Raw genomic sequence first — 23,973 nt, 5'->3', positions numbered from 1 at the left:
GGGTGGGCCGCAACAACCTTGTATCCACACGAACGGATAGAGCGGGAGCCTAGAAGGCCCCCGCTCTTAACAATTGGCTTATATCTCTTGGAACCCGACCTTGGTCTAGGCCCCGTCCTCACGCTTCAGCGCGTGCGGGCGTCAAGCAGACGGTCGAAGCCGTTTTCCTTGCCCGGCGTGGTGCTTTCCAACCAGGGGAAGCGCAGCCCCTCGTGGTAGTCGATCGCCACCGTCTCGTAGTGATCGCCGCGCTTGACCAGAAGTTCGATCGGCTTGTCGGCCGCCGCGTTCCCGGTCTTGGCCGCGGTGATGGCCTTCTTGATCGTGTCGGCGCTGTAGCTCTCGCCGTTGACCGCGACGATCTGGCTGCCGTTGACAAGCCCGGCATCGAAGGCGGGCGAATCCCACAAGGCGGCCCCCACCGTGCCATCGGCGCCCAGGCCCACACCCAGCGAATAGGTGAGGTTGAGCGAGTTGGAGTAGCCGCCGCGGCCCTTCTCGTAGGAGTTGGGCTCTTCCTTCCAGACCAGCTTGTAACCGGCCATCTCGATGCCGCGCATCGGTGCAGGCTGGTTGGTCTTGTAGAGTCGCGTCTTCAGGAAGTCGGCCCAGTCGTAGGCGTAGACCCCGTTCAGCGTCTCGACCACTTCGTCAAAATCGTACGTCAGTTCGCCCCAGTCACCGTCGCGCATGCCGAAGAAGGCCTTGGCGAAATCGTCGAGGCCCTTCTTGCCCTTGGTGCCGCGGCGGATGATCTGGTCGGCTTCCAGCCAGGTCAGCGCACCTTCCACGTAGTAGTCCTCGCTGCGGGTGAGCGAGACGAACGGCAGCGGGCGACGGCGCGCCAGCTGCGGCGCATGGGTGGTGTCCTCGACCGAGCGCCAGCTGCGCCCGGGCGTACCTTCAAGGTACTTGGCGGCCGCCACCGCGAACTGGTCCAGGACGGTCTGCTTGGACTGCACGCCCGATCGCGCGGCCAGGATATAGCCCCAGAACTGGGTCTGGCCTTCGTAGACCCACATCAGCGTGTTCTGCATGGGCTGCTGGTAATCGGGCGTCCACAGGTCGGCGGGACGGCGGTACTTGCCGTTCCAGCTGTGCACGAATTCGTGCGCGATCACGTTGTGATCCCAGTCCATCGCGTCCCAGTCGATGAAGGCCTTGGGCTCGTACTGGTTCTCGCTCGAACGGTGGTGCTCAAGCCCGATACCGCCCATGCGGTCGGTCAGCGCGAGGAGGAAATCGTACGTGTCGAAGTGGCGGGCACCGAAGGTCGCCAGCGCCTCGTCGACGAGATGGCGATAGTACTCCATGTGCTCGGGCGCGATGCCCAGCAGTTCGGGCTTGTCGGCGACCGCGTTCATGGTGACGTCGTGGCCCAGATCCCAGCTCTGCGCGTACTTGCCCGCAAAGATCGGCGAATCGACGAGGCGCTGGTAGTCGGTGACGTCCCAGGTCAGCGTGTCGCCGCTGCGCACCTTGCCGTCGAGCGCGGTGAAGACGTCCCAGCCTGCCGGCACCTTGACGGTCGTCTTGTAGGGAATGCGGCGGGTGTAATAGCCTGCCGGGTAGAGGCTCATCTTCTCCCACTGCAGGTTGAGCATCTCGCGCGTCATGGTGATGCGCCCCTCGTTCGTGCGCACGGGCGAGGTGTGGACGAAGCTGGCGGTCACCGCCTTGGTGCCTTCGGGCAGCGCGAGGTGGAAGGCGTTCACCGCCACCGTGTCGCGCACCCAGGGGATTTCCTTGCCATCGGCGTAGAAGTGGAAGTTCGCCAGCAGCGAATAAGGTCCGGTCTCGGAGTGGTTGCCCGGCAGCCAGCCCGGCTGCATAAGGATCAGGTCCTTCGTTCCGGCCGCGACCGGGAAGACCTGCGTGACCGAGTAGACGCCGCGCGCCACATCGGTCGCGTCGATGTCGAGCGAGACGGTGCCGGCATAGTCGACATCCTGCGCCGCGGGCATCGCGGGAGGAAGGTCCGGTGCCATCGGCGTGGAGCGGGACGCGTCCTGGGCGTTGAGGGCCGAGGAGGCGAAAAGGAGAGCGGAGAGCGAGACGAGCGCGGTATGATACTTCATTACGCGTACACCTACCCGCGCCGCGCGCCGATTGGCAACCTTGGATTGGCGCATTTCAATCGTGCACTTTATCCTTTTCCGCATTCGGGCTAAGCGCGCGCGATGAGCAAGACACCACAGGCCATTCGCGGAACCCAGGACATCTTCGGCGCCGACGCCGAAGCGTTCGCCCACGTCGTCGCAACCTTCGAGCGCATGCGCCGCCTGTACCGCTTCCACCGCGTGGAAATGCCGGTCTTCGAGAAGACCCCGGTGTTCGCCCGCTCACTGGGCGAGACGACCGACGTCGTCTCCAAGGAAATGTACTCGTTCGACGATCGTGGCGGCGAATCGCTGACCCTGCGCCCTGAGTTCACCGCCGGCCTGGCGCGCGCCTACCTCACGAACGGATGGAAGCAGTACGCCCCGCTCAAGATCGCGACGCACGGCCCCATCTTCCGCTACGAGCGCCCGCAGAAGGGCCGCTACCGCCAGTTCCACCAGATCGACGCCGAAGTGATCGGCGCGGCCGAGCCCACGTTCGACGTCGAACTCCTCGTCATGGCCGATCAGCTCCTCAAGGAACTGGGCATCGCGGGCGAGATCACGCTTCAGCTCAATACCCTGGGCGATGGCGAAAGCCGCGAAGCCTGGCGCGCCGCGCTGATCGAATACTTCCGCGACCACGTTGCCGAACTGTCCGAAGATTCCCAGGAGCGCCTCGAACGCAACCCGCTGCGCATCCTCGATTCCAAGGACCCGCGCGACAAGCCCTTCACCGCCGATGCGCCCCGGATCGACGACTTCCTGTCGAGCGCCGCACAGGACTTCTTCGGCGCGGTCACGCAGGGGCTCGACGCGGCCTCGGTACGCTATGTGCGCACGCCTTCGCTGGTGCGCGGGCTCGACTACTACCGCCACACCGCCTTTGAATTCGTCACCGACCGCCTCGGCGCGCAGGGGACCGTGCTGGGCGGTGGACGCTACGACGGCCTGCTCGAAGCGCTGGGTGGTCCCGCGACGCCGGCAGTGGGCTGGGCCGCGGGTATCGAGCGCCTTGCCATGCTGGTCGCGGATGCAGGTCTGGTGCCCCAGAGCCAGCTCACCTGCGTGCTCGCGGTCGAGGATGACGCCGCCCTGCCCTTCGCGCAGAAGGCCATCACCGCGCTGCGCTTCCAGGGCATCGATGCCGAGATGATCGCCAGCGGCTCGCCCCGCAAGCGCTACGACAAGGCCGTGAAGGCGGGCGCCCGAGTGATCGTCTCCTTCATCGTGAAGGACGGCGTGCCCACGGCCAACGTCAAGACCTCCGAACCGAGCGCGGAATCGCTCGCGGTCGAGCAGGTTCTCCAGCAGATCCACCCGTGAGCCGCGGCGCATGAGCCTGTCCGACGACCGCCTGCGCCAGATCGCGCACCGCTTCGGCGAGCTTGAGGCGCGCCTGGCCTCGGGCACGCTGGAAGGGGACGCCTTTGTCGCGGCCAGCCGCGACTACGCCGAGCTCGAGCCCGTGGCGCGCGTCGCGGCCGAAGTCGCGGCCATGCGCGGCGAACTTTCCGATCTGCAGTCCATGGAGGACAGCGATCCCGAGATGCGCGCTCTGGCCGCCGAGGAAGTGGCGCGCCTAAAGGGGGAACTGCCCGAACGCGAGCGCCAGCTCGCCATTGCCATGCTGCCGCGCGATTCCGCTGACCAACGCCCCGCGATGCTGGAAATCCGCGCGGGCACGGGCGGCGACGAGGCCGCGCTCTTCGCCGCCGACCTCTACCGCATGTACGAGAAGTACGCCGCCGAACAGGGCTGGCGGGTCGAGATGGTGAGCGCGAACGCCAGCGATGTCGGCGGCTTCAAGGAAGTCGTCGCCAACGTCACGGGCACGGGCGTCTTTGCCAAGCTCAAGTTCGAGAGCGGGGTGCACCGCGTGCAGCGCGTTCCCGTCACCGAATCGGGCGGGCGCATCCACACTTCGGCGGCCACCGTCGCGGTCCTGCCCGAACCCACCGAGGTTGATGTCCAGATCGAGGACAAGGACCTCAAGATCGACATCTACCGCGCCAGCGGGGCGGGCGGCCAGCACGTCAACACGACCGATTCGGCCGTGCGCATCACCCACCTTCCGACCGACATTGTCGTCACCTGCCAGGACGAGCGCTCGCAGCACAAGAACAAGGCCAAGGCCATGCAGGTCCTGCGCGCGCGCCTCTACGAGAAGATGCGCGATGAAGCGCAAGGCGCCGAGGCCGAGGCGCGCAAGGCCATGGTCGGCTCGGGCGACCGTTCGGAGCGCATCCGCACCTACAACTTCCCGCAAGGGCGCGTGACCGACCACCGCATCAACCTGACGCTCCACCGCCTGCCCGAAGTGCTGGAAGGCACAGGGCTTGGCGAGCTGATCGACGCGCTCATCGCCGAGGACGAAGCCAAGCGCCTCGCCGCGATGGATGGCTGATGTCGCGGCCGCGCTGCGCGCGGCAACCGAGCGCCTGTCCGCCACCAGCGACACCGCCCGGCTCGACGCCGAAGTGCTCATGGCGCACGCCCTCGACGCCACGCGCTCGCAGCTGCTCCTGCACCATATGCGTGATCCCGAGCCTGCAGACTTTGCCCGGCTCGTCGCGCGCCGGGAGGCCCATGAGCCAGTCGCCTACATTGTGGGATCGACCGATTTCTATGGCCTGGAACTGGCTGTCTCGCCCGCGGTCCTGATCCCGCGCGGCGACAGCGAGACGGTGATCGAGGCCGCGCGCACGGCGCTCGAAGGTCGTCCCCCAAAGCGCATTCTCGACCTTGGCACCGGCTCGGGCGCACTGTTGATCGCGGCGCTCTCACTGTTTCCCGAGGCCAGGGGGCTGGGCATCGATCGCTCCGGCGAAGCGCTGGCCGTGGCCGCTGCAAACGCCGCGCGCCACCCGCAAGCGGCCGGGACGCGCGCGGCTTTTCGCCCAGTCGACTGGACGCAGGACAACTGGCGCGCGGACCTGGGGCGTTTCGACCTTGTCCTTGCCAACCCGCCCTATGTCGAGGACGACGCCGAGCTTGACACCAGCGTTCATGCCTTCGAGCCTGCGGGCGCGCTGTTCTCCGGCCCCGACGGGCTCGATGATTACCGTATACTCGTGCCCCAGCTGCCCGACCTGCTCACCCCGGGCGGCCTTGCTCTCGTCGAGATCGGCTACACCCAGGCAGAGGCCGTAATGGCCCTGGGGGAAGCGGTAAATCTTTCGACACGACTCTATCGAGATCTGGCAAATCGGCCGCGCGTCGTCGCATTTTCGCACGTTGTCCACTGATACGGGCAAGATTTAACTTGGAATCGCTCTTCGGAGTGCCTATGGATTGCTGCGAACCGGTTGATGGATGATTTTTCCCCATAACCCGGCTCACTCCCAGCATTTGCGGGTAGTGTCCCTCTCATCGGACAGCATTGAAGCAAATGTATAAGTCTCGGCAGCCGGGGGGCCCGCCGTGTCATGCGACATTCGGCAATCCAGCTCGTGATCGAGTGGATGCCAGGGGTTTTGAGGAAAGTTATCCTTGAATAACAATCGTGGTAACAACCGCAGGCGTGGCCGCGGTAACAATCGCCAACAGAACGGCCAGCAGATGAACCGCATCGACAGCCGGGCGCGCGGCAACGCGCCCCAGCTGCTCGAGAAGTACAAGAAGCTGGCCCACGACGCGATGCTCAACGGCGATCGCGTCCAGGAAGAGTACTACCACCAGTTCGCGGACCACTACTTCCGGGTGATCGCGGACCAGAAGCAGCGCCAGGAAGAGGCCCGCCAGCCGCGTCGCGACGATCGCGGCCAGGACGATGGCGACTTCTCGGACAGCTACGGCGACAATGGTCGTGACAGTGGCCGTGAACGCTCGCGCGACAACCCGCGCCGTGGCGACGCCTCCTCGAACGACACCCGCGCCGGCACGGACGGATCGGACGCGTCGGACGAGGGCGAGGAGCGGGGCCGCTCGGTCTACGAACCGGCCGACAACCCCTTCGTGCGCGACAACCGCTCGGGCACCAAGACCCGCAAGCCGCGCCGCGGCAAGGACGATGCCCGCGACGACAGCGACGAGGCGAGTGCCGATACGGGTTTCGATTCCAGCGTCCTTCCGCCCTCGATCGCCATCAGTGGCGAGGAGAGCGACGCGGAAGACGAGGCCCCGGCCGAGGACAAGCCCGCCAAGCGCACCCGCGCCAAGAAGGCCGCTCCGACAGGCGACAAGCCCAAGACCACCCGCACCCGCAAGACGGCCGCCAAGAGCGCGCCCGACGCGGAAAGCGCTGATGAAGCGACCGGTGAAGACGCAGGCGAGGCCAAGCCCCGCCCCCGCCGCCGCACTACCCGCAAGACCGCCTCGAACGACGACACGGCCTCCAGCGCCGCCGAAGCCGAGGCCTGATCCTCTCCCGGCCGGGCCCCGTGCCCGGCCGACCCCCTTTTCGGCAACAGCCCTGCCTGCACGCACGCCTTGCGGCCTGTTCCCGTGCGAGTTTGCTTGCGTCCCGGGCGCGCCCCACTAAAACCCCTCGCCGATGGCTTCCCCTCGGCACGACGCGTCCCTTCCACGACGCCTTCATGCGCTCTGGCGCTCCCCCCGCATTCCGGCCCTTGCCGCTGGCGCCGTGGCAGCCTGCGGCTTTCAGCCGCTTGCGCTCTGGCCCCTGACGCTCTTGGGCATCGCGGTTCTGCTGGAACTGGTGGCCCGTAGCCGAAGGCCCCGCGAAGCCTTTGCGCTGGGATGGTTTTTCGGCCTCGGACACTTCGCGCTCGGCAACAACTGGATCGCCACGGCCTTCACCTACCAGGCCAACATGCCGGCCTGGCTCGGCGGCATCGCGGTGGTCCTGCTCGCGACCTACCTGACCCTCTTCCCTGCCCTGGCCTGCCTGACCGCACGCCTGCTCGTCCAGCGCCGCATTCCTGCGCCGCCACCCGAAACGGACACGCGCCCCTCGCTGCCCTTCCTCCCGCTCGCGCTCGCTTTCGCGGCGACCTGGATCGTGACCGAATGGCTGCGCGGATGGCTCTTCACCGGCTTTGCGTGGAACCCGCTCGGCATCGCGCTCCTGGGATCGTTCGAGAGCCGCGGGCTGGCGTTGCTCTCACCGTGGATCGGCAGCTACGGCCTCTCCGGACTGCTGTGTCTCCTGGCCGCCCTGCCCGGCATCTTCGTGCGCCTCGCCGCCCCGCGGGGAACAGCGGGACGCCTTGCCTGCGCCCTTCCCCCCCTCGCGATCCTGGGCGGTCTCGCCACCCTGCTCAGCCTCCCCGATCCTTGGGCGCACCGGGCGGAGGGCACGGTGCGCTACACCCTTGTCCAGCCCGATATCCGGCAGGAGTTCATCGACGATCCGCGCCAGTTCGAGGCCAGCTTCATCAAGCTCGCCCAGCTCTCGCTGCCGCAGGTTCCGGGCCGTCGCCGCATGGTATTCTGGCCCGAGTCGGGCCTGGGCGACTACATCCGCGACGGCTATCCTCCCTACGTCTACCGCATGTTCACCTATGCGGGAGACCCGAAGCTCGCGCGCGAGCGGATCGGGCGCGTCATCGGCCCCTACAGCCGCCTGATGACCGGCGCGGTCGACCTGGTGATGAAGGGCGAGGACAACCTTGCCGCACGCAATTCGGTCACCGTGCTCGACGGGGGCGGCGATATCCTCGCCAGCTATTCCAAGGCGCACCTGGTGCCCTTTGGCGAATACCTCCCCTTGCGCGGCCTGCTCGAACCCGTCGGCCTCTCGCGCCTTGTCCCCGGCACGCTCGATTTCTGGCCCGGTCCCGGCGCCCGCACGCTCGACCTTGGCCGCTATGGCCGGGCCGGCGTGCAGATCTGCTACGAGATTGTCTTCTCGGGCGCCGTGGTCGACCCTGCGCACCGGCCCGACTACATCTTCAACCCGTCCAACGACGGCTGGTTCGGGGCCTGGGGCCCGCCCCAGCATCTCGCACAGGCGCGCCTGCGTGCGCTCGAGGAAGGCCTGCCGGTCCTGCGCGCGACCACCACCGGCATCAGTGCGGTGATCGATGCAGACGGCATCGTGCGCAATTTCGTGCCGCGCCACACCGCCGGACGGCTCGACGGCTTCATCCCGCCCGCCCACGAACCCACACTTTTTGCACGCCTGGGCAACGCCATCCCGCTTGCGCTGGCTGGCATTCTTTCGCTTCTTTCCCTTTCCATGGTTGCACTTCGCAGCCGTCGCAGGTAGAGCAGGAACCGCACTTAAAGATTTCTTTATATCCCAGGTGACTCTATGCGTAGCGACTATGTCTTCACATCCGAGAGCGTCTCGGAAGGCCATCCCGACAAGGTTTCGGACCAGATTTCGGACGCGATCGTCGACCTTTTCCTGTCCAAGGACCCCGAGGCGCGCGTTGCCTGCGAGACCATGACCACTACCCAGAAAGTGGTCCTCGCCGGTGAAATCCGCTGCAAGGGTATCTACGAGAACGGCGCCTGGGCCGACGGCGCTCTCGAGGAAATCGAGAAGGTCGTGCGCGAGACCGTCAGGAAGATCGGGTACGAGCAGGACGGTTTCCACTGGGAGACCTTCGACTTCGAGAACTACCTCCACGCCCAGTCCGCGCACATCGCGCAGGGTGTCGATTCGAGCGGCAACAAGGACGAAGGCGCGGGCGACCAGGGCATCATGTTCGGCTTCGCCTGCGACGAGACCGACGACCTCATGCCCGCCACGCTCGATTACAGCCACAAGATCCTGCAGCAGCTCTCGGCCGACCGCCACTCGGGCGCCGCGCCCTTCCTGGAGCCGGACGCCAAGAGCCAGGTCACGCTGCGCTACAAGGATGGCAAGCCGGTCGCCGCGACCGCGGTCGTCCTCTCGACCCAGCACAAGCCGGGTTATGACCAGGGCGACAAGGAAGCCGAGCTCAAGGCCTACGTGAAGAAGGTCATCTCGGATGTCCTCCCCGACGGCCTGATCTCGGACGAGACCGTCTACCACATCAACCCGACCGGCACCTTCGAGATCGGCGGCCCGGACGGCGATGCGGGCCTCACCGGCCGCAAGATCATCGTCGACACCTACGGCGGTGCGGCCCCGCACGGCGGCGGCGCCTTCTCGGGCAAGGACCCAACCAAGGTCGACCGCTCGGCCGCCTACGTGACGCGCTACCTCGCCAAGAACGTCGTGGCCGCGGGCCTTGCCAAGCGCTGCACGATCCAGGTTTCCTACGCGATCGGCGTCTCCAAGCCGCTCTCGCTCTATGTCGACCTGCATGGCACCGGCACCGTCTCCGAAGAGGCGCTGGAAGCCGCGCTCACCAAGGTCTCGGCCGACAAGCTGGGCGGCCTCACCCCGCGCGGCATCCGCGTTGGCCTCGGCCTCAACAAGCCGATCTACGCGACCTCGGCGGCCTATGGCCACTTCGGCCGCAAGCCCGAGGGCGAGCTGTTCCCCTGGGAGCGCACCGACCTGATCGACGACCTGAAGGCCGCGCTGGCATAACGCCAGCCGCCTTCGCGCACCACAACACAGGGCCCGGCGACCGCGTGCGGTTTGCCGGGCCTCGTGCATCTGGCCCCTCTTCGCGCAGGGCCCGCTTTGCGCTATGGGGCCGCGCATGACGAGCACTTCCGATCTTGCCCGGGGCGAGCATCCCACCCCTGCGCACAACGCACCCGTCTGCGTTGCCGCGCTCTACCAATTCGCGCCCTTCGCCGACCATGCCGCCCTACGCGCGCCGCTTGCCGCGCTGTGCGAGGAGGAGGGCATCCGCGGCACGTTGCTCCTCGCGCACGAAGGCATCAACGGCACCATCGCGGGCACGCGCTCGGGGATCGAGCGGGTCATCGCCCATATCCGCGCGCTGCCGGGCTGCGCGGATCTCGACGTCAAGTTCTCGGGCGCCCGCGAGATGCCGTTCCTGCGCATGAAGGTACGCCTCAAGAACGAGATCGTGACCATGGGCGAGCCGGGCACCGATCCCCTCGCCACCGTCGGCACCTACGTGGCGCCCGAGGACTGGAACGATCTCATTTCCGATCCGGACACAATCCTGATCGATACGCGCAACGACTACGAAGTGGCGATCGGCACCTTCAAGGGCGCGATCGATCCCGAGACCGCCTCCTTCCGGGAATTTCCGGGCTGGTTCCGCGAACAGCGCGCGAAGCTGCTGGGCGAAGGCAAGGACGCACCGAAGGTCGCCATGTTCTGCACCGGCGGCATCCGCTGCGAGAAATCGACCGCGTTCCTCAAGCAGGAGGGCGTGGAAGACGTCTACCACCTCAAGGGCGGCATCCTGAAATACCTGGAGACCGTCGCGCCCGAGAACAGCCTGTGGGAAGGCGAATGCTTCGTCTTCGACAACCGCGTCTCGGTCGGCCACGGACTGCTGCAGGGCGACTACACGCTGTGCCACGCCTGCCGCCTTCCACTGAACGCTGAAGACCGCGCCTCCCCGCTGTTCGAGGAAGGCGTCGCCTGCCCGCACTGCCACGACGAGCGCACCGACGAGCAGCGCGAACGCTACCGCGAACGCCAGCGCCAGCAGCTCCTCGCCCGTGCGCGTGGGGAGGAACATGTCGGCGCCGCGCCGCCGGTCCGGAGCGAGGACACCGATACACCGGACGGTGCATGACCAGTCCGGTGCCGCCTGTCCTCTACAGCTTTCGCCGCTGCCCCTATGCCATGCGCGCCAGGCTGGCCCTGCGCGTTGCGGGCATCGCCTGCGAACTGCGCGAGGTGAAGCTGGCGAACAAGCCGGACGCGATGCTGGAGGCCTCCCCCAAGGGCACCGTGCCCGTGCTGGTCCTGCCCGATGGCAAGGTCATCGAGGAAAGCCTTGAGGTGATGCACTGGGCGCTTGAACGCAGCGACCCGGAAGACTGGCGGGAGCGCGGCGATGCGCAGCTGATCGCGCGCAACGATGGCCCCTTCAAACACGACCTCGACCGCTACAAATACCCCGAGCGCCACGGCAGCGATCCCCAGGCCCATCGGCAGAGCGCGCTGGAAACCCTGCGCGATCTGGACGCGCGCATAGCGTTAAGCGGCCAGCTGTGCGGGAAGACACGCGGCCTGGCCGACATGGCGATCATGCCCTTCATCCGCCAGTTCGCCGCGACCGACCGCACCTGGTTCGACGCCCAGGACCTTCCCGCCCTGCGGGCCTGGCTCGACGGGCATCTGGCGTCCGAGCTCTTCACCTCGGTGATGACCAGGTACACGCCCTGGCAGCCGGGCGATGCGCCGGTGTGGTTCGGGAGATAAGTTATAAGAATTGATCCGAGGGCCATCGCCCTCGGGCTCCCCGAACTGGCCAGCTCATCGTTCGCACGCCACGTTGGCGGAGCGAGGTGAGGACGACAGTTCCGGGGTCAAGGGGCGATGGCCCCTTGAAATACGTCGACTTCTCTTACGCCCCCGTTTCGATGGGACGCGCCGGGTCGCTGGTCCACTCGCTCCACGAGCCGATGTAGACGAAGGCCCCCGGAATTCCGGCGATCTCCATGGCCAGCGCGTTCTGGCAGGCGGTCACGCCCGAGCCGCACTGGAGGATCGCCGGGGCATCGCCCAGCAGCGCTTCGAAGTCGGCCTTGAGTTCCGCCGCGGAGCGGAAGGTCCCGTCGTCGTTGAGGTTGTTCTGGAAAAAGCGGTTCTTCGCGCCCGGAATATGGCCCGAGACCACATCGTTGGGGCTGGGCTCGCCGCGAAAGCGCGCCGGGTCGCGTGCATCGAGGACCTGGGCATCGTGCGTGTCGATGTTGGCAAGGACATCGTCGGCATCGACGGTCCCTGCCACCAGCGGCAGTCCGGGCGTAAAGTCGCCCTCGGCCAGCACTTCGGCGGCCTTGCCCGTTTCCAGCTCGTGGCCCGCCGCGATCCAGGCGTCGCGCCCGCCGTCAAGAACCGCGACTTGCGCGTGGCCCATCCAGCGCAGCATCCACCAGGCCCGCGCCGCACCGGCATTGCCCATGCCGCCATAGGCCACGACCTGCTTGCCATTGGTGAGCCCCTGCCCGCGCAGCCATGCGGTGAAGGCCTCGCGGGTGGGCAAGGGATGACGCCCGTTCGTGCCGGACGGCGTTCCCGACAGGTCATGCTCCAGATGCGCGTGGCGCGCGCCGGGTACATGGCCGGTCTCGAACACCGCCGGACCGTTCTGTGGATGGGCGAGGTCGAACGCGCAGTCGAGGATCAGGATATCGGCCTCGGCATCGAGCAAGGCCTTGAGTTCTTCGGCGGAAATAAGCGTGCGGTGGGTCATCCCCACAGGCTACCCGAGCCGGGAGCCTGCGGCCAGCGCGATTGCACGCGCCCGCCACCAGCCGCCCGGCCCATACGCTCAGGCGTCCAGAAGCGCCTCGATTTCATTGAGAGTACGCCCGAACCCGGCCACCAGGTCGCGGTAAGGCTGGGGCGAGGCCATGTCGAGCCCGGCCCGCTTCAGGATATCGGTCGGGTAGTCCGAGCCCCCGGCGCGCAGGACGCCGAGGAAATTCTCCCGCTCGGCCTTGCCACCATCGAGCACCGAGCGCGCGAACCAGGTCCCGGCCGTGATCGAGGTCGCGTACTGGTAGACGTAGAAGAAGCGGTAGAAGTGGCCGATCATCGCCCATTCCATCTCGTAGGGCGCATCGATGGTGAAGTCGGGCCCGTGGTAGCGCCGCAGGATGCCCGCATAGATGCGGCTGATGCTGGCGCCCGAAAGCCCCTCGCCGGCTTCGGCCATCTCGTGGATCTTCAGCTCGAACTCGGCGAACATGGTCTGGCGGAAGAAGGTACCGCGCAGGCCTTCCAGGCGCATGCCCAGGTAATAGAGCTTCTCCTCCTTCGTCTTCGCGCGTTCGAGCATGTACTCGGTGAGGAACACCTCGTTCGCGGTCGAGGCGATTTCAGCCAGGAAGGTGGGGTAGCGGGCGGTTTCGTAGGGCTGCGCCTTGGCCGCGATCAGCGTGTGCATCGCGTGGCCCCACTCGTGCACGAAGGTCGAGACCCCGTCGAAGTTCTCCGAGAGGTTGAGCAGGAGATAGGGGTGCACGTCGTAGACCGCCCCGTTCATGTAGGCGCCCGCGCGCTTGCCCGGCCGGGGGAAGGGATCCATCCACGTCTTCGCCGTCGCCTCGCCCATCTGCCGCACGTAGTCGCTGCCGAGCGGCTTCAGGGCTTCCAGCACGACATTGCGCATGTCGCCCAGTGTGAAGGTGCGGTCCATCTGCACGAGCGGGGGATAGATGTCGTAGTAGTGGATGTCGGGGAGGTTGAGCATCCGGCGGCGCAGCTGGAAGTAGCGGTGGAGCTGCGGCAGCCCTGCGTTCACTTCGGCCACAAGGCTGCGGTAGACCCCCTCGGGAATGCGGTTGGCGGCAAGCGCCATCGCAAGGCAGCTTTCGTAGCCCCGGTTCTCGGCCTCGAACACATCGCCCTTGAGCTTGGCCGCAAGCGCCGCGCCGAGCGAGCCTTCGTAGCCCTTGAACGCGCTCCAGTAACTGTCGAAGACGCGCTTGCGGTCGGCCCGGTTGGCCACATCGCGGCTATGCGAATAGCCCTGCGCATCGAGGCGCACCTCGCGCTCGTCCGAAAGCGTGATCGTGGGCCAGGGAATGTCCGAGGCGACAAGCTGGTCACGCACGCTGCCCGGCCCGGCAAGCGCCGCCGAGGCCGAGGCCAGGATCGCCTCGCCCTGATCGTCGAGGATATGCTCGGCGCGGCGCAGCGTGTCGCGCAAGGGGAAGGCAAAGCGGCGCTGGAGCGTGTCGTTTTCGGCAATGAAGCGCTCGATGGTCGCTTCGCCCAGATCCAGGACCTCCGGGTCCACCCAGGCCGTCGCCTGCCCCATCTGGCTGAACATGTCGCGCGCCTGCGCCTCGCGTTCCTGCGGGGCGGGCGCGCGCACGTCCTCGTCGGCCTGGAGCGAGGAATAGACGTAGACGCGCATCGCCTTGAGCTTGGTCACCGAGATATCGTCCAACGCGCGCGCCAGCGCCTGCGCGTTCCTTCCCAGTGTGCCCTTGTAGGCGGCAAGACGCGGCAGGGCGGCGAGGACAGCCTTGCGCGCCACGTCCCAGGCCTGGGCATCGGGGAAGAGGTCGGTCAGGTCCCAGGCAGCGCCCGATCCTGAGGGCACCTCGGCCCCATGCGCACCGTACGCGCGAAGGCCGGTCAGCGAGGCGGCAACGGGAAGGCTGGCGGCAAGCCCCAGGGCCTTGCGGCGGTCGAGTGCGAACATCGCGGAGAATCCTTTTGCTGCCGTGGGTTGGAATTGGGGGGACCACGGCCTGGCGCGGGAGGCTACCGCCTCACAGCACGGATACAAGCCATGGTGTGTCGTTGATCGATCCGGGTAGGCCTTTCGTCGAAGGGCAGGTGATACTGTATCCTTATCCCCGCCCCTCATGCGCTTTGCGCTGGACTTGGCCCCGTTCCTTGGGGAAATCCGGAACATTCCCAGGAGGAGGACCCCTGACATGATCGCTCGCACCCCATCGCTTCACGCCGCTGGCGCCGCCACGCTCGCACTGCTTTTCGCCACCGCCGCGACCACCGCCCACGCCGACGAGGGCATGTGGACCTTCGACGGCTTCCCCGCCGCGAAGATGCAGGCCGACTATGGCTGGGCCCCCGACCAGGCCTGGCTCGACACCGTGCGCGCCTCGGCGGTGCGTCTGACCGGCGGCTGCTCGGCGAGCTTTGTCTCGGATGCCGCGCTCATCCTCACCAACCACCACTGCGTCGCCTCGTGCCTCTACGACAACTCCACCGGCGACAACGACCTGCTTGAACACGGCTACATCGCCGCGTCGCTGCGCGATGAGAAGAAGTGCCCAGGCCAGCAGGCCGAGGTCGTGACCAAGATCGAGGACGTGACGGGCGAGGTGAAGGCGGCCATCGGCGCCCTTACCGGCGAGGCACTGACCAAGGCGCGCGATGCCAGGATCGCCGAGATCGAGGCCGCCAACTGCACCGACACCGCGAAATTCCGCTGCCAGGTCGTCACCCTTTTCGGCGGCGGGCAGTACAAGCTCTATACCTACCGCAAGTATTCCGACGTCCGCCTCGTCTGGTCGCCCGAGGACCGCGCGGCCACCTTCGGCGGCGATCCGGACAACTTCAATTTCCCGCGCTACTCGCTCGACGGCTCGTTCCTGCGCGCCTACGAGGACGGCAAGCCGGTGAAGACCCCGGTCCACCTCACCTGGAACCCGCGCACGCCCAAGGCCGACGAAGCCACCTTCGTGGTCGGCAACCCGGGTTCGACCTCGCGCCTCTATACGCTGAGCCAGCTCGCCTTCGAGCGCGAGGTACGCCTGCCGATCACCGTCGCCACGCTCTCGGAACTGCGCGGACGCCTGATCCGCGCGATGGAGGAAAGCCCCGAGCACGCGCGCGAGGGCCTCGACCTCCTGAGCGGCGTCGAGAACAGCCTCAAGGTCTACATCGGCCGCACCAAGGCCCTGAACGACCCCGCCTTCACCGCCAAGCTGGCCGCGGCCGAAGCGGACCTGAAGGCGAAGAGCGCAGGCAAGGCGGAGATCGGCGATCCCTGGGCGCAGGTGGATGCGGCGGTCGAGGCTTACCGCACACTCTACATCCCCTACCGCTACGATGCGCCCTCGGGCACGCTCTACAGCTACGCGCAGGCCCTCGTCATGGGCGCGACCGAACGCGCCAAGCCCAACGCCGAGCGTCTGCCCGGTTATACCGACAGCGCCCTGCCGCTGACCGAGAAGCGCCTGCTCGACGAGGCACCGGTCTACCCCTGGCTCGACGAGTTGCAGATGGCCTGGAGCCTCTCCAAGGCGCGTGAGTACCTGGGGGTCGACGATCCGCAGACCCGCCTGCTCCTTGGCAAGGAAAGCCCCGAGGGCCTCTCCGAGCGTCTTGTCGCGGGCACGAAGCTCGCCGATCCGGCGTACCGCAAGCAGTTGTGGGACGGGGGCCTCGCCGCGATCGAGGCCTCGGACGATCCGATGATCCAGTACGCCCTGAAACTGGACGCCAACCAGCGCGCGCTCAAGCAGAAGGTCGACGAGGCCTATGCCGGGCCGGTCACGCAGGCTGGCGCCAAGCTCGCCGACGCGCGCTTTGCGGCCTATGGCGACAGTCTCTACCCTGACGCCACCTTCACCCTGCGCATCAGCTATGGCCGCGTGAAGGGGTGGACCGAGCGCGGCAACGAGGTGCCCTTCCAGACCACCATGGGTGGCACCTTCGAACGTGCAACGGGCGCGGAACCCTTCGACCTTCCCAGCCAGTTTGCGGCGAAGGAAAGCGCCATCGACAAGGCTGTAACCTATGATTTCGTGACCACCAACGACATCATCGGCGGCAATTCGGGCTCGCCTGTGATCGACAAGGCGGGCACCGTGATTGGCGCGGCCTTTGACGGCAACATCCACTCGCTCGGCGGCAACTACGGCTATGATCCGGTGCTCAACCGCACCGTCGTCGTCTCCACCGCCGCGCTCCAGGAGGCGCTGGAGACGATCTACCCGGCCCCGCGCATCGTGAAAGAACTCGCTGCGAAGTAGGACGATAATGCAGGCGCGCAGGGGCGGATTTCATCCAAGAGCCCCTTCGCGCTTGCAACCGCTGCGCTGCAGCATAGTTTGGTCTTCATGACCGACTTGCTCCAGGACCTGATCGGTGAGCTGCCGGATTGGCTGCAACAAACGATCGTCGCTGTCATCGTGGCCGTTTTCGCGGTTGCGGTCGCGCTCTTCATCCATGCCCTGCTGTTCCGGCTGCTGCGGCGCTTTGCCAAGGCGAGCGAGAGCGATTCGGACAACCTGGTGGTCAAACGCCTCGCACGGCCCAGCCGCTGGGCGCTGGTCTCCCTCGCTCTCGTCCTCGCCGCCCGCGAGACACCCGCGCTCGAAGCCATGTGGGAGCGGATCGGCGGGCTGGTCATGCCGCTCATGGTGGGCTGGATGGCACTCGCGATCCTCAATGCCTTGGTCGAGGCCATGGTGCTGCGCGCGGACATCTCGATGGCGGACAATCGCCGCAACCGCCGCCGCCGCACGCGCCTCACCATCTTCGGGCGCATCGCAACGTTTGTGATCGTGTTCCTGACCATCGCGCTGATGCTGCTCTCCATTCCCGGCGTGCGCGACATCGGCGTGACCCTGATGGCCTCGGCGGGTCTGGCCGCCCTTGCTGTCGGCGCCGCCGCACAGCCGGCCCTGAAAGCGCTGATTTCCGGCTTCCAGATGGCGCTGACCGAGCCCGTCGTGATCGGCGACGCCGTGATCGTGGGCGGCGAATGGGGCTGGATCGAGGAAATCAAGACGACCTACGTCGTCGTCAAGGTCTGGGATGAGCGGCGCCTGGTCGTGCCGACCAACAAGTTCCTGGAGGAGATCTTCCAGAACTGGACCAAGACCACCTCGCAGCTGATGGGCACGATCCTGCTCTACGTCGATCCGGCGACCCAACTCGACCCGATCCGGGAGAAATTCATGGAGATCGTCGCGGCGAACGAGCGCTGGGACGGCCGGGTGCGTCATATGCAGATCACCGAGCTGACGCGCGATGCCATCGAGGTGCGCTTCCTGGTCACGGCCAAGGACAGCCCCACCCTCTTCGACCTGCGCTGCGACGTGCGTGAGGCCCTGATCCAGTGGCTCGCCGCCGAGATGCCCGAAGCGATCGTGCGCAGCCGTCTGCTGCCCGTCGGGCCAGTGGAGACGGCCCCGCTCGGCGCGCCCTCGGGCGAGGCCATGGCGCAGATGGCCGCACAGTAAGCCCTTTCCCATATTTGCCAGATGGCAAGGTTCCCGGCATGCTGCCCCATGCGCGAAAGGGGAGCGGCAATGTGGCAAATGGCACGAAAGGCCTTGCGGGCCGCAGCAGGTCTCGCCCTTCTGGTGAGCGCCCCGCTCAATGTGACCAGCGCCGCGGACGATGTCCCGGTTTCGCAGGAACTGCGCCAGCGCAGTGCCGAGATCCTCACCATTCTGAACGGCGGCGGTGATCCCGCCACGACCTTTGCGGCGTCCTTTCGCAAGGCCGTGCCCGACGCGCAGATGCAGGCCCTCATCGCCTCGCTCCAGCGCCAGCTTGGAACGGCGATGGGCATCGAAAGCCTGACACCGCTCGGCGAGCATGAGGCCACCGTGCGCCTCATCTTTGAAAAAGGAACGGCGCGGGCCTGGATCGCGCTTTCCCCCCAGCCCCCGGGGCAGGTCACCGGATTGCGGGTGACCGGCATCATGCCCACCGACATTGCCGACCTGGCCAGCCTCGACGAGGTCGCCGCAGCCTTTGCCGCTGCGCCCGGCAATGCAGGCTTCCTCGTGCAGGATCTGGACGAGGACAGCCCCGCCGCGGCGCTGCGCGGCGAGCGCACGTTCGCCATTGGCTCGGCCTTCAAGCTGGTGATCCTTGCCGAACTGGTGCGCGAGATCGACGATGGCCTACGCGAGTGGACCGACACGGTCACCCTCGACGGCACCGAACTTCCCGCAGGAGCCTTTCGCGCCCTGCCGCCGGGCACGCCGGTCTCGCTGCGCAGGCTCGCCGAGGAGATGATCCGGGTGAGCGATAATTCCGCGACCGACCTGCTCCTCGCCGAGCTTGGCCGCTCCCGCATCGAGGCCATGCAGGCCCGCATCGGGTTTGCCCATGGCGCGCGCAACATCCCCTTCCTGTCGACGATGGAGGCCTTCAAGCTGAAAGGCGTCGAAGGGGGCGCCCTGGGCCGCCGTTACCTAGCGCAGGACACCGAAGGACGGCGCGCAATGCTGGCAGGCGAGGTAGCCGATATGCCCGGCCGTGCGGTGGGCGATCTCTTCGCCGACGGGCGCCCCGTCATGATCGAGCGCCTGGAATGGTTCGCCTCGCCCGCGGACCTCGCGCGCGCGATGCACTGGTTTCAGGGCCGCAAGGACACCGTGAACGGCCGGGAGGCGCTGCGCATCCTCGCGCTCAATCCGGGGCCTGCGGCGAACCTGACCGGAGAAGTGTCCTACGCAGGCTTCAAGGGCGGATCGGAACCGGGTGTCCTCAACATGACCGTCCTGCTCGAAGATCGGGCCGGGCGCTGGATCGTGGTGACGGCCAGCCTCAACGATCCGCGCGCGGGCGTGGACGAAGCGCGCTTCCAGGCCTTGTTCACGCGCGCGCTCGAACTGGCGATCAAAGGCTGATCGCAATTCAGCCTTGCGCAAGGTCAAGGGGTTAGGCAGCACAGCATCATGTCCCGTTCCCCGCGTGCCCCCAGGGCCCTTCTCCTCGCCCTCGCTCTTCTTCCGCTCGCCAGCGGCTGCGGTGCCGAGGCGGCTCCCGCCCCCGTCTGCGGCTTCACGATCGAGGAGAGCTATCCCCACGATCCCGAAGCCTTCACGCAAGGGCTCTTCTTCGCCGACGGCGTTCTCTACGAAAGCACCGGCCGCAAAGGTCAGTCGCGCGTCTTCAAGCGCACCTTGCAAAGCACGGCCCCGCTCGTCGAAGGCGCGCTCGACCCGACCTTCTTTGGCGAAGGAAGCGTGGCCTGGGGCGACCAGGTCATCAGCCTGACCTGGCGTGACGGGATGGCCTACCGCTGGGATCGCACGACGCTCAAGCCCATCAAGCTCTTCCCCGTCGCGGGCGAAGGCTGGGGCCTCACCATTCACGAAGACACGATCTACCAGAGCGACGGTTCAAGCCGCCTCACCTTGCGCGATCCGGAAACCTTCGCATCAACCGGCACGCTCGAGGTCACCGACGAAGGCCGCCCGGTCGCGCGACTGAACGAGCTGGAATGGATCGACGGGGAGATATGGGCGAACGTGTGGATGTCCGAGCGCATCGCCCGGATCGATCCCGAAACGGGCGTGGTGAAGAGCTGGGTGGATCTTTCCGGCCTCACCGCAAAGAGCGGCGCGCGCACCGCAGACGATGTCCTCAACGGCATCGCCTGGGACGCGAAGAAGGACCGCATCTTCGTGACGGGCAAGAACTGGGACACGCTCTACCAGATCACGCCGGACTGTCCGTGACATTATAAGAATCAAGGGGCCATCGCCCCTTGACCCCAAAATGGGCAACCTCACCTTTCTCAGCCAATTCGGCGCGAGATAGGTGAGGCTGACAGTTTCGGGAGCCCGAGGGCGAGGACCCTCGGAACTCCTCTTCTACCCGTGCTTCAATTCCCGCGTGGATTCGACCATGCCCGGCGCAATGAAGCCCAGAGGCGCCACCTCCATCGCGCGCTTCTTCAGCTCGCTCTGCATCTTGGCGTACTCCTCCTCCATCTCGGCCGAGACCGAGGCGCGGCTGTCTTCAAGGGCGTTCTCGAAGTCGGCCATGGTGACCTTGTCGACCTGCGCCCCTTCACGGCGGATGGCGAGGAGACCTGCGCGGCGCACCACATCCTCCAGGTCCGCGCCGGTGTAGCGCTCGGTCCGCTCGGCGATGGCGTCGAGCGAGACGTCCTCGGCCAGTGGCATCGCCTCGGTGTGGATACCCAGGATATGCGCGCGCCCTGCCGTATCGGGCGTGCCGACGTAGACCAGTTCGTCGAAGCGGCCGGGGCGCAGCAGCGCCGGGTCGACAAGGCCCGGACGGTTGGTTGCGCCCACCAGGACCACCGACTGCAGCTCCTCCATGCCGTCCATTTCGGCGAGGATCGTATTGACCACCCGCGCCGTCACCTGCGGCTCGCCAAGCCCGCCGCCCATGCCACGCGCCGGCACGAGGCTGTCGATCTCGTCGATGAAGATGACGCACGGGGCCACCTGACGCGCGCGGGCAAAGAGGCGGGCGATCTGCTGCTCGCTTTCCCCGTACCACTTGGAGAGCAGGTCGGAGGACTTGATCGAGATGAAGTTGGCCTCGGCCTCCTTGGCCACCGCCTTGGCCAGCAGCGTCTTGCCCGTGCCCGGAGGGCCATAGAGCAGGAAACCCTTTGCCGAGCGGATACCCAGCTTGTGGAACGCGGCCGGGTTCTTGAGCGGCAGCTCGATCCCTTCCTTGAGGCGTGTCTGTGCGGCATCGAGCCCGCCGATGTCGTCCCAGCCAATGTTGGGCACCTGCACCATGACCTCGCGCATGGCCGAAGGCTGCACGCGCTTGAGCGCAGCAATGAAGTCGTCGCGCTCGACCGACAGGTTTTCGAGCACTTCGGGCGGAATTGCGCGCGCTTCGAGATCCAGCTTTGGCATGATCCGGCGCACCGCCTCGATCGCGGCTTCGCGGGTGAGCGCCGCGAGATCCGCGCCAACGAAGCCGTGCGTGGTGCGCGCCAGTTCCTTGAGGCTCACTTCCTTGCCCAGCGGCATGCCACGGGTGTGAATGGTGAGGATCTCGCGCCTCCCCCGCTCGTCGGGCACGCCGATCACGATCTCGCGGTCGAAGCGGCCGGGGCGACGCAGCGCCTCGTCGATGGCGTCAGGGCGGTTGGTGGCGGCGATCACGACGACATGGGCGCGGCTGTTAAGGCCATCCATCAGCGTGAGCAGCTGCGCGACAAGGCGCTTCTCCGCCTCGCCGTGGACCTGGTCGCGCTTGGGGGCGATCGAATCGATCTCATCGATGAAGACGATCGCGGGCGCGGCCTTGGTGGCCTCCTCGAAGACCTCGCGCAGCGCCTTTTCGCTGTCGCCATAGCCCGACCCCATGATTTCAGGGCCGTTGATCGAGAAGAAGCTGGCCTCACTCTCGTTGGCGACCGCCTGGGCAAGGCGGGTCTTGCCCGTGCCCGGAGGGCCGTGGAGCAGCACGCCCTTGGGCGGGGCGACCCCGAGGCGGGTGAAGAGCTCGGGGTAACGCAGCGGCAGTTCGACCATCTCGCGCAGCTGGCGGATGGTGTCCTCCATCCCGCCGACATCGTCGTAGTTGACGTCGCCGCGCGGCTCGTGCGCCTCCTCAAATGTCTCGCGCAGCTCGACCTCGGTATTCTCGTCGATGTGGACGATCCCGCGCGGAGTGGTCGAGACGACGTTGAGACGGATCTGGGTCAGCGAATAGGCGGGCGCGTTGAACATGCGCCGCAACTGCGGGGGAATGTCCGCCACCTGCTGCTGCCCCGCGGTCGCGACAAGATCGCCCTGCACCATCGGGCGTTGGAAGAAGTTGCGCTTGAGCGCGATGGACGGCCCCTGCAGGCGCATGTCCTTCTGCGCGGGCGCGAAGACGACACGCTGGGCGGGGCGCGATTCAGCCTTGCGCACGGTGACATGATCGCCCGAACCGACTTCGGCATTGCCGCGCTGGAGCCCATCGAGACGAATGACGGAGAGCCCCTCGTCCTCCGGGAAGGCCAGTACGGCGCGCGCGACGGTGACCGACTTTCCGGTCACTTCGAGAACGTCGCCCTCCATGGCTCCGATGGCGGAGAGCGCTTCGCGGCTGAGCCGGGCAATCCCCTGGCCGCTTTCTTCCTGACGTCCGGCCGCAACCTGCAGCCGTACCGTGCGATCCTCGACCCTTGATTCGGCGTCGACCATGTCTGTCCTTTCCAAGAACGGTCCGCGCGCCTCGCCTGTACTTCGGCCAAGGCATGCGACCTCATGTGTTTCACGAAAAGGAATTAGGAACGGGCCCGCACGATTTCAAACCGTTGCCCCGTAACGCCTCAATTGATCCGGTCGGAGACCTGCGTGTTAAGCAGACAAAAAAAGACCCGGACGTTGCCGACCGGGTCGTGGAAGTTTTGGGAGAGGATGCCTGAAAGGCAGGTCCCTTATGATCCGAATCGGGGTGTTGTGCAAGTGCGAAATAGCGCGCTCGCGATGCATAGGAAGCAAGGTGAATTGCGCAAGATGCAATAGAGAGGTGCAAATTGCGGCACCTCGAGACGTAATTCCGCCATTCCAACTCCTGAATCAGCCTTCATGATATTGCTTCGCTCACAACTCGCCAGGAGTCTCGCAGCGTCGGGACAGGACAGCTCATGCTGCACTGCGGAAATTATTGAGCTTCCATGACAAATGGCCAATCTGCCTGTGCTAACGCTACCATTCCTAGGCGCGGAAATCGCACGCCAGCCATGGGCAGACCCGCACCAAAAACGGCGCCGATCCCTCAAGGGATGGCGCCGCTTTGTCCGTGTTTATGGTCCGCAGTGAAACGGACGTATGCTCAGTGGGCCAGGAGCAGGGCCGGCGCGGTTTCCTCGTCGAGGAAATAGGCGGTCACCCCGCCAAAGAGGAACTCGCGGAAGCGGCTCTTGCCGTAGGCCCCCATGACAAGGAGCTCGGCGTGGGCCTGGTTGACCGCGACGGCCAGCGTCTCCTCGGTCGAACCGCGTCGCTCGTGCTCTTCGAGTTCGGCGTGGATACCGTGACGCGAGAGGTAGCGCAGCGCGTCGGTGGCGGGAAAACCACCCGACTTTTCAGCTACCGTCACGACCTTCACCATCTGGCAGTCCCCCAGCAGCGGAACCGAAGCGCGCAGCGCGGCGGCCGCCTGTTCACCGCCGTCCCAGGCGATGCAGGCCCGGCGGATCGGGAATTCGAGCGGCTTGTCGTCGGCAAGGACTAGCACCGGGGTCCCCGACACCAGCGCCAGTTCACCCGCCAGACCGCCCGAACGCGATAGGATGGTCACGTCCGACAGGCGCGCAATGCTGCCCAGCGCGCTGACCGGATCATCCTCGCTGCGCAGGACATCGAAGGAGACATCGTTGCGCGAGAGCTTGGTCTCGATGTCGCTCGCCGAGGCATCGTCCTCGGCCCGCGCCTTGTCGAGCGCTTCGGAGATCACGTAGCTGCCCCCCATGGGGTCCATCGCGATATAGCGCGCGACCGGGGTGTCGACGAGTGCGGTAACATGTCCGCCCGTCTTGCGGGCGAGGTTGAGGGCGGTTTCGATGCGGGCATCATTGCCCGGCTTGCGATCCGCATTGACGAGTATCGAGCGCATAGTCTGGTCTCCCGTTGGCCCGCCCAGTCTAGGGCAAGGTTTCCTCTTCGCCATGACGAAGATCAAACATCGTCTTGATAATCAAGGTTCGAATTG

Annotated in this window: 17 protein-coding genes; 12 read left to right on the top strand and 5 right to left on the bottom strand. The window is 66.5% G+C overall.

Translation table 11 applies throughout. The annotated features are described in order from the left end of the window. Window positions 1–125: 125 nt before the first annotated feature. Window positions 126–2,078 (bottom strand): M61 family metallopeptidase, encoded by a 1,953-nt coding sequence (locus HT578_RS15345; RefSeq protein WP_213500553.1) that lies wholly within the window; start codon window positions 2,076–2,078, stop codon window positions 126–128. A gap of 102 nt (window positions 2,079–2,180) precedes the next feature. Between HT578_RS15345 and hisS the strand changes: the two genes are divergently transcribed. The 8 genes from hisS to HT578_RS15305 all read left to right on the top strand — a co-directional run bounded on the left by hisS (window position 2,181) and on the right by HT578_RS15305 (window position 11,298). Beyond that, on the top strand, window positions 2,181–3,425 hold the full coding sequence (gene hisS, locus HT578_RS15340) for a histidine--tRNA ligase (protein ID WP_213500551.1): 1,245 nt from the start codon (window positions 2,181–2,183) through the stop codon (window positions 3,423–3,425). Between the two features lie 10 nt (window positions 3,426–3,435). Further along, the gene (gene prfA, locus HT578_RS15335) at window positions 3,436–4,506 is read left to right on the top strand and encodes a peptide chain release factor 1 (RefSeq protein WP_213500549.1); all 1,071 of its coding nucleotides are present in this window, start codon (window positions 3,436–3,438) and stop codon (window positions 4,504–4,506) included. Next, a complete protein-coding gene (prmC, locus tag HT578_RS15330) occupies window positions 4,499–5,347 on the top strand; it encodes a peptide chain release factor N(5)-glutamine methyltransferase (protein WP_213500547.1) in 849 nt (282 codons plus the stop codon). Before prfA ends, prmC begins: the two co-directional genes overlap by 8 nt. A 244-nt stretch (window positions 5,348–5,591) precedes the next feature. Next, complete coding sequence (locus tag HT578_RS22485; protein WP_213500545.1) at window positions 5,592–6,461, top strand: DUF4167 domain-containing protein; 870 nt, start codon at window positions 5,592–5,594, stop codon at window positions 6,459–6,461. A 133-nt stretch (window positions 6,462–6,594) separates the two neighbouring features. Next, complete coding sequence (gene lnt / locus HT578_RS15320) at window positions 6,595–8,271, top strand: apolipoprotein N-acyltransferase (protein WP_213500543.1); 1,677 nt, start codon at window positions 6,595–6,597, stop codon at window positions 8,269–8,271. A 45-nt stretch (window positions 8,272–8,316) separates the two neighbouring features. Further along, window positions 8,317–9,531 (top strand): methionine adenosyltransferase, encoded by a 1,215-nt coding sequence (metK, locus tag HT578_RS15315; protein WP_213500540.1) that lies wholly within the window; start codon window positions 8,317–8,319, stop codon window positions 9,529–9,531. A gap of 115 nt (window positions 9,532–9,646) precedes the next feature. Next, window positions 9,647–10,666: an oxygen-dependent tRNA uridine(34) hydroxylase TrhO gene (trhO, locus tag HT578_RS15310; RefSeq protein ID WP_213500538.1), complete on the top strand. Its 1,020-nt coding sequence runs from the start codon at window positions 9,647–9,649 to the stop codon at window positions 10,664–10,666. Beyond that, window positions 10,663–11,298: a glutathione S-transferase gene (locus HT578_RS15305; protein ID WP_213500536.1), complete on the top strand. Its 636-nt coding sequence runs from the start codon at window positions 10,663–10,665 to the stop codon at window positions 11,296–11,298. Before trhO ends, HT578_RS15305 begins: the two co-directional genes overlap by 4 nt. A 145-nt stretch (window positions 11,299–11,443) precedes the next feature. Here HT578_RS15305 and HT578_RS15300 read toward each other — a convergent pair whose 3' ends face one another. Beyond that, a complete protein-coding gene (locus tag HT578_RS15300; protein ID WP_213500534.1) occupies window positions 11,444–12,295 on the bottom strand; it encodes a sulfurtransferase in 852 nt (283 codons plus the stop codon). 78 nt (window positions 12,296–12,373) lie between these two features. Then, window positions 12,374–14,257, bottom strand: coding sequence for a M3 family oligoendopeptidase (locus HT578_RS15295; RefSeq protein WP_213500532.1), 1,884 nt, complete (start codon window positions 14,255–14,257; stop codon window positions 12,374–12,376). A gap of 238 nt (window positions 14,258–14,495) precedes the next feature. On the opposite strand from HT578_RS15295, the gene HT578_RS15290 reads away from it, so the two are divergent. The 4 genes from HT578_RS15290 to HT578_RS15275 all read left to right on the top strand — a co-directional run bounded on the left by HT578_RS15290 (window position 14,496) and on the right by HT578_RS15275 (window position 20,012). Next, window positions 14,496–16,559, top strand: coding sequence for a S46 family peptidase (locus tag HT578_RS15290; protein WP_213500530.1), 2,064 nt, complete (start codon window positions 14,496–14,498; stop codon window positions 16,557–16,559). An 87-nt stretch (window positions 16,560–16,646) separates the two neighbouring features. Beyond that, entirely contained in the window at window positions 16,647–17,774 is a 1,128-nt protein-coding gene (locus HT578_RS15285; protein ID WP_213500528.1) for a mechanosensitive ion channel family protein, read from the top strand. A gap of 78 nt (window positions 17,775–17,852) precedes the next feature. After that, a complete protein-coding gene (locus HT578_RS15280) occupies window positions 17,853–19,178 on the top strand; it encodes a serine hydrolase (RefSeq protein ID WP_213500526.1) in 1,326 nt (441 codons plus the stop codon). Window positions 19,179–19,226: 48 nt separating this feature from the next. Next, window positions 19,227–20,012, top strand: coding sequence for a glutaminyl-peptide cyclotransferase (locus HT578_RS15275; protein WP_213500524.1), 786 nt, complete (start codon window positions 19,227–19,229; stop codon window positions 20,010–20,012). Window positions 20,013–20,147: 135 nt separating this feature from the next. Here HT578_RS15275 and HT578_RS15270 read toward each other — a convergent pair whose 3' ends face one another. Next, on the bottom strand, window positions 20,148–22,460 hold the full coding sequence (locus HT578_RS15270; protein WP_213500522.1) for a CDC48 family AAA ATPase: 2,313 nt from the start codon (window positions 22,458–22,460) through the stop codon (window positions 20,148–20,150). Between the two features lie 634 nt (window positions 22,461–23,094). Continuing rightward, complete coding sequence (locus tag HT578_RS15265) at window positions 23,095–23,877, bottom strand: universal stress protein (RefSeq protein ID WP_213500520.1); 783 nt, start codon at window positions 23,875–23,877, stop codon at window positions 23,095–23,097. Window positions 23,878–23,973 lie beyond the last annotated feature (96 nt).

Origin of the sequence: Novosphingobium decolorationis, from assembly GCF_018417475.1 — a bacterium.
GTDB classification, from domain to species: domain Bacteria; phylum Pseudomonadota; class Alphaproteobacteria; order Sphingomonadales; family Sphingomonadaceae; genus Novosphingobium; species Novosphingobium decolorationis.
This window is presented reverse-complemented; position numbering and strand designations above follow the sequence as displayed.